Annotated in this window: 6 protein-coding genes; all 6 read right to left on the bottom strand. The window is 73.1% G+C overall.

All coding sequences use genetic code 11. From position 1 onward, the window contains the following. Positions 1-15: 15 nt before the first annotated feature. A complete protein-coding gene (locus DFQ13_RS27255) occupies positions 16-819 on the bottom strand; it encodes a nucleotidyltransferase domain-containing protein (RefSeq protein ID WP_110081834.1) in 804 nt (267 codons plus the stop codon). A 109-nt stretch (positions 820-928) separates the two neighbouring features. Further along, positions 929-2200: a YeeE/YedE family protein gene (locus DFQ13_RS27260; protein WP_110081835.1), complete on the bottom strand. Its 1272-nt coding sequence runs from the start codon at positions 2198-2200 to the stop codon at positions 929-931. 78 nt (positions 2201-2278) lie between these two features. Continuing rightward, the gene (locus DFQ13_RS27265; RefSeq protein WP_110081836.1) at positions 2279-2494 is read right to left on the bottom strand and encodes a hypothetical protein; all 216 of its coding nucleotides are present in this window, start codon (positions 2492-2494) and stop codon (positions 2279-2281) included. Positions 2495-2524: 30 nt separating this feature from the next. Further along, on the bottom strand, positions 2525-2746 hold the full coding sequence (locus DFQ13_RS27270) for a hypothetical protein (protein ID WP_035283765.1): 222 nt from the start codon (positions 2744-2746) through the stop codon (positions 2525-2527). A 29-nt stretch (positions 2747-2775) separates the two neighbouring features. Continuing rightward, positions 2776-4536 carry a hypothetical protein gene (locus tag DFQ13_RS27275; RefSeq protein ID WP_110081837.1) on the bottom strand — a complete coding sequence of 587 codons (1761 nt, stop codon included), beginning with the start codon at positions 4534-4536 and terminating at the stop codon, positions 2776-2778. A gap of 12 nt (positions 4537-4548) precedes the next feature. After that, on the bottom strand, positions 4549-6017 hold a 1469-nt coding region (locus DFQ13_RS27280), incomplete at its 5' end, for a hypothetical protein (protein ID WP_233438593.1).

The raw sequence follows: 6017 nt of genomic DNA on the forward strand, positions 1-6017 counted from the left end.
TAGCGCGCGCAATTCTCAGCGGTGCTCAGCCCAGTGCCGCCGGTGGGCCTCGGCCGACCACGCGGAGACCGCCGCCAGGTCGGGGGTGGGCGGCAGCGGCGTGTCCCCGGCCGCCAGGGCCGCCTCGACCCGCGACTGCACGTCGGCGATCTCGGCCAGGACCTCGGTGAGATCGGGTTCGTCGCCGCGCTTGACCCGCAGGGCGCGTTCCCGTTCGAACTCGGGCATCGGCAGGGTCAGGTGGCCGCGGGTGACCAGTTCCAGGCCCTGGTACGCCAGCCGCAGGGCGTGGGAGGCGTACTTGACGTCGTAGCCGTGCTTCGCGACCAGTTCGGGTCGGTTGGGCACGGCGCTGCGCCTGCCCCGGCCGAGCAGTCGGTCGCGCTGGGCGTTCATGTAGCCCAGGAACCGGTGCCCGGCCTCTTGCGACAGTGCTTTCGGTGCCAGTGCGCGCAGTTCGTCGCCCAGCGGTGTCCGCACGAGGACCGATTCCGCAGGCGCGTACAGCGGCAGCAGCGCCGTCGGGTTTCCCTTGACGACCAGGCGCAGGTACTTGCGCAGCGAGTACGCGACCAGGTCGGTGTCGCCGGGGCCGGAGCGGGCGCCCTCGGGTCGGGTGCGGAAGACGTAGTGGGGCACCGGGTCGGCCACGCCGAGCACGACCGGCGCGGGTTCGACGAACACACCCATCTCGTCGTGGTCGTCGGTGCCCGCGATGGCGATGCCGTGCACGCCGGAGCCCACGACGGTGCGCAGGATCTCCCCGCCCAGGGCGGTGTCCCGGTCGCCGTACTCGGTGTGCTGCCCGGTCGTGTCCACCCGCCGATCGTGGCACGGCGGACAACCGGGACACACCCGATTTTCCCTCCCCACAAAGAGAACCGGGCGCGCCCTCACGTGCAGGACGCGCCCGGTCACGTTCCGCTGATCAGCAGACGCTGTCGGTCGGCGCGGGGTTGCCGAGGCCGAACAGGGGGCGCAGCTTGAGCCCGATCCAGGTGCCGCCGAGCGCGAACAGGCCCCACAGCCAGCCGTGCAGGCTGCCGGTGGACACGCCGCCGAGGTAGGCGCCGATGTTGCAGCCGCCCGCCAGCCGCGCGCCGATGCCCATCAGGACACCGCCCAGGACCGCCGCGACCGCGGTGCGCCACGGGATGGTGCTGTGCAGCTTCCAGGCGCCCGCCAGCGAGGCCGCGACCGCCGCGCCGAGGATGATGCCGACGTTGGTCAGCGTGGTCTTGTCCGTCCACACCGAACCGGCCAGCGACTTGGCGTTCGACGCGGTCCGCCAGAACTCCCAGTTCTCCGGGTGCAGGCCGAGGAGCTGGAGGAACTTCGCCCCCCACAGGGCGAAGGCGAACGTCACGCCCCAGATGCCGCCGGAGACCAGGAAGACCGCGCCCGCCAGCACACCCAGCACGACCGCGCCCACCAGGATCGGCCACGAGCCGCGCAGCACCCTGGCGAACCCGGAGGCCGTGGGCACCACGTCGACCGGCGGCGGGGTGCGCCGCTTCTGCACGAACCGGGTGGCCAGCACGATGACGGCGAGCGCGGCGATGGTGATCGCCCACGAGCCGAACCAGCCGACGTGGTCGGACAGCAGCACGCCGGGCACCGAGGGCCAGCCGTCGAAGACCGGGAACGCGGCGGTGTAGACGACCGAGCCCGCGATGAACCCGAACAGGGTGAAGACGATCGTGGACTGCCCGGAGCCGACCGCGAACAGCGTGCCGGAGGCGCAGGAGCCGCCGAGCTGCATCCCGATGGCGAACAGGATCGCCCCGGTGAACAGGGCGAGCCCGATCGGGCCCGCGGTGGCCTTGGGCACCGAGCCGAACAGGCCGGAGCCGGTGGACACGATCAGCGCGATCAGGGTGGCGGCGGTGCCCAGCAGCAGCGAGTGCGCGCGGACCCCGGCGCCGTTGCCGACGGCGACGAGCTGGCGCCACGCCGAGGTGAACCCGAAGCGGGAGTGGAACAGGGCCAGGCCCAGCCCCAGGCCGAGGAGGAGCAGCACCCCGGACTTCGGGCCGTGCGACGCCCACACGTAGGCCGTCAGGGCGATCGCGAGCACGCCTGCGACGGCGAGCGGCACGACGCGCACCGGCTCCTCCGGCGGCGGGACGGGGGCGGCGCAGGAGGTGGGGAAGGACAGGAATCTCTGCTCTTCGGGGTTCGACTCGGTTGTCGCGGACACCGGGGCTCCAGGGGGTATCGGGGGGATGGGTGGGCCGGGCCGCCCGAGCCCGGGGAGTCGGGCGGCCCGGCGGTGGTGCTAGACCGGGATGATCCCGTTGACCGCGCGGACGACCGACTGGACGAGGCCGAACACCGGGATGCCCAGCGGGGCGAAGGTGTAGATGTCGTTGAGGTCGCTGGTGTCCGGCTGGTCCACGATCACCGGGTCGGCGAGCGCGGGGGCGGCGGTGCCGACGAACGCGGCACCGGCGATCGCGACGGCGACCAGCGTGCGGGCGAACTTGTTCTGCATGGTTGTCTCCTTGCTAGTGCGGGATGCGGGTCAGCCGCCGATGAAGCGCAGCAGGTCGAACACGGGCGCCAGCGCGCCCGGGATCGCGGTGGTGGGGGCGAGCAGCACACCCAGGTCCACCCCGGGCAGCAGCCAGACGGAGGTGTTGTCCTGGGTGGTGACCGCGGTGTCGGCACCGGCGATCCCGGCCGTTCCGACGCTCAGCGCGGCGGCGGCGATCGCGGTGACGAGCACCCGGGAAACCTTCTTCATGTCGGTTCTCCTTGCTGTGTGGTGGTTTCTCAGTCGAGCAGGACTCCGCTGACCGGCACGATGGTCGCCTTGGCGACCCACTGGCCGGGCAGCTCCTCGTTCATCGGCATCCCCGGCGCGTGCGGCTCGCCCGGACCCATGGCCATGACGTTGACCTGGGCCGCGGCGAACACCCTCGGTTCGCCGTCGACGTCGCCGCGGCGGTCGCCCAGCCAGGCGTGGAAGCCCGCCAGGGTGGGGCTCTCGCCGCCGAAGGCGTTGCCGACCTCGATGGCGTAGGTGACCGGCTGGGTTTCCCTGGGGTCGAACCGCAGCGGCACCGCGACCGTGGTGACCGAGCTGACCAGCGGGGTGTTGAGCAGCCACGGCGCGACGTAGAGCCCGTACGGGTACACCGCCGCCTCGCTCTGCTGGGTGCCCGCCGTGCTCAGCGCGGTGGCCGCGGTGGCCCAGCCGCCGACCACGACCAGGGCGTTGTCGGTGCCCTGGTCCGGGTCGACGCGCAGGCCCAGCCCGGACGCCGCCTCCTGGACCACCTCGGCCGCCCGGACACCGCGCGGTGAGGGGTCCGACTTGAGCGCGACGCCCGCCGCGCCCCGGGCGGCGAGGAAGCCGACCAGCTTGCGCAGCGCCTCGTCGTCCTGGGTGGACAGACCATCCGCCGGGCAGGACGTGAGCACGTCCTTGCGCCCGGTGACCAGCCCGCCCAGCGCGGCGCTGGCGCACTCCGGCCCGTCGTCCCCGGTGGCCCGGGTGTCCACGCGTTCGGTGCCGGTGTCCACCGCGACGGTGTCGCTGGACCCGCCCCGGGAGACGGTCACGTCGGACCGCCCCTCGGGCAGTTCCACCTCGGCCCAGGTGCCCTCCGCGCCCGGCCGGGGGACCGCGGCGACCTCGGGGCCGCCGTCGGCGCTGACCTTGAGGTCGACACCGGCGGTGGTCGGGAAGTGCACCAGGTTGGCGCCGGGGCGGTGGGGGGTGATGAGGACCGGCACCAGCCGGTCGGCGACCGCGGTGTCGGCCAGCACCGGCACCCCGGGCACCGGCAGCGCGGGCGGCGCCGGGACCGCGGCGATGGCGGTCCAGGCGAGGAACCCGGCCGCGACGCCCAGGGTGCCGTACCGGTAGGCCTTCGGCCCGGCGCGGAGGAACGCGGCGAGCGCGGTGACCACCAGCGGCAGCACGACCGCCGCCAGCAGCACCAGGCCCGCCGGGCTGCCCACGACCCTGCGGTCGAAGGCCAGCCCGGACCCGACCAGCCGCACCGCCCCGGCGACCACGAGCACACCGCCGAGGGTCAGGGCCAGCGGGCCGGGCCGCGGCCCACCCGGCCGGTGCTGCGACGGCGGCACCAGCAGGGTGAGCGCGGCGAAGCCGAACCACGCGACCGAGGCGGCCACGTAGGCCGTGTCGAGGGCGAAGTCCACCCCGGAGCGCCCCGCGGTGGTCTCGACCACCAGCAGCAGGCCGAGCGCGACCGCCGCCCAGCGGGCGGGGGTGGGCCAGCGCAGCAGCGCGGGCACCGCCGCGGCGAGCAGCACGTGCCCGACCGCGCCGAGCCAGTGCACGTCGGCCACCGCCACCGACACCAGGGCGAGCGCCGCCGACACCGCGGCGGAGACCGCCGCGACGACGACCACCCGGCGCGGCAGGGCCGTCAACTGCGGGCGCAGCAGGCCGATCCCGGCCACGACCGCGCCGGTGAGCAGCAGGACCAGGCGCAGGACCAGCAACAGCGCCGAGGCGCCGGTGCCGAGCCCGCCGTCGAGACCACCGTGGGGGTGCTCCATGGGACTACCCGCCTACTTCAGGTCCGCGTCGGCGACGACGAAGATCTCCGAGTGCGGCTTCGCGTTGCCGAACTGGCCGTGCGGCCACGCCTGCCGGTTGAAGTTGATGCCGACCTGGCCGCTGAACTCGTCCTTGAAGTTCGTGTCCACGCTGACCTTGCCGTCCCGGCCCAGGTGCAGCATGTTCACCTTGTGGTCACCGTCCAGACCGGACCGGGCGACGAAGTAGTTCGACACCGCGATGCGCTCCGGCGAGGTGGTCTCGTGGTAGTAGCCGTCCTCGCCCAGGGTGAAGTTGTCGTAGGCGCCCCAGTGCGGGCCCGCGGCGGCCTGGCCGGGGTTGATCGGCGCGGCACCGGCCACGGTCGGGCAGTCGTCCTCGGCGCCACCGTTCTGCGCCTCGGCCGCGGTGTCGATGCGGCACTTGAAGTCCGTGCCCGCCGCCACCAGCTTCTGGATGTCGAGCACGTAGACGCCACCGGTGGAACCCGGGTCGTTCGGGCCCAGCGCGCCCTTGCCGCGGCCGGTGATGGCGCGGTAGAGGTACTTGTCGTCCGGGCTGGTCTGAATCCAGCCACCGTTGGAGCCACCGCCGTTGGAGTCGTTGCCCGCGTAGATGGCCTTGGCGGCGGAACCGTCGTCGAACACCTCGTACCAGTGCGGCTCGGCGGCGGTGATGTCCGGCGTGTAGTGCACCGCGCCGCCCTGCATGGTCTGGGCGAAGGCGCCCTTGTGGCCGGGCAGGTTGGTCACCGTGGTCTCCATGACCGCGCGGCTCTCGTTGTGCAGCGGGTCGGCGGCGTTGGCCCGGGGGCCGTCCTGCAGGTAGGACACCGCGCGCAGCCTCGGGTTGTTGCGGTCGGTGATGTCCCAGGTCCGCACGGTCGGGCGGCGCAGGTACGGCGACGGCTGCTTGATCGGGTCCAGGATGATGTTGCGCGGCTCGGCGTAGTCACTGGTGACCAGCGTGTTCAGGTCTTCGCGGGCCTGGATGCCGTGCGGGTTGGCGCAGGTCGGCTTGCCCAGTTGCGGCAGGTTCGCGCACAGCTTCGGGTCGTCGCCCTGCGGGGTGGCCGCCGAGGTCTGCGAGAGCACCTTGCCGGTGGAGTCGAAGCGCACGACCGCGCCGGGGCTGCCCGCGAAGCCGTTGGAGATCGCGGTCTGGCCGTTGGCGTAGACGTACGGGCCGGGCACGACCGGGCCGCCCATGTAGGTGCCGTAGGCGGTGCCGTCCTTGAGGGTCCAGTACGCGTCGGGCACCGAGCCGCCGAGGGTGTTCGTGGGCAGGCTGACGCCCTTGAGCTTGAGCTCGGGCAGCGCGCTCACGTCGAAGGCGTAGGTGGCCGCAGCGAAGAGCGCACCGGCGTAGATGGTGTCGCCCTTGTGCCACACGTACTGCACGTGCGACAACAGCCGCGACGTGGGGAAACTCGAATGGGAGGGGCAGCGCCACCAGGGGGAGTGAATCGGACGGTTGGCGC

The sequence above is a fragment of the Actinokineospora spheciospongiae genome, assembly GCF_003182415.1.
Classification (GTDB): Bacteria; Actinomycetota; Actinomycetes; order Mycobacteriales; family Pseudonocardiaceae; genus Actinokineospora; species Actinokineospora spheciospongiae.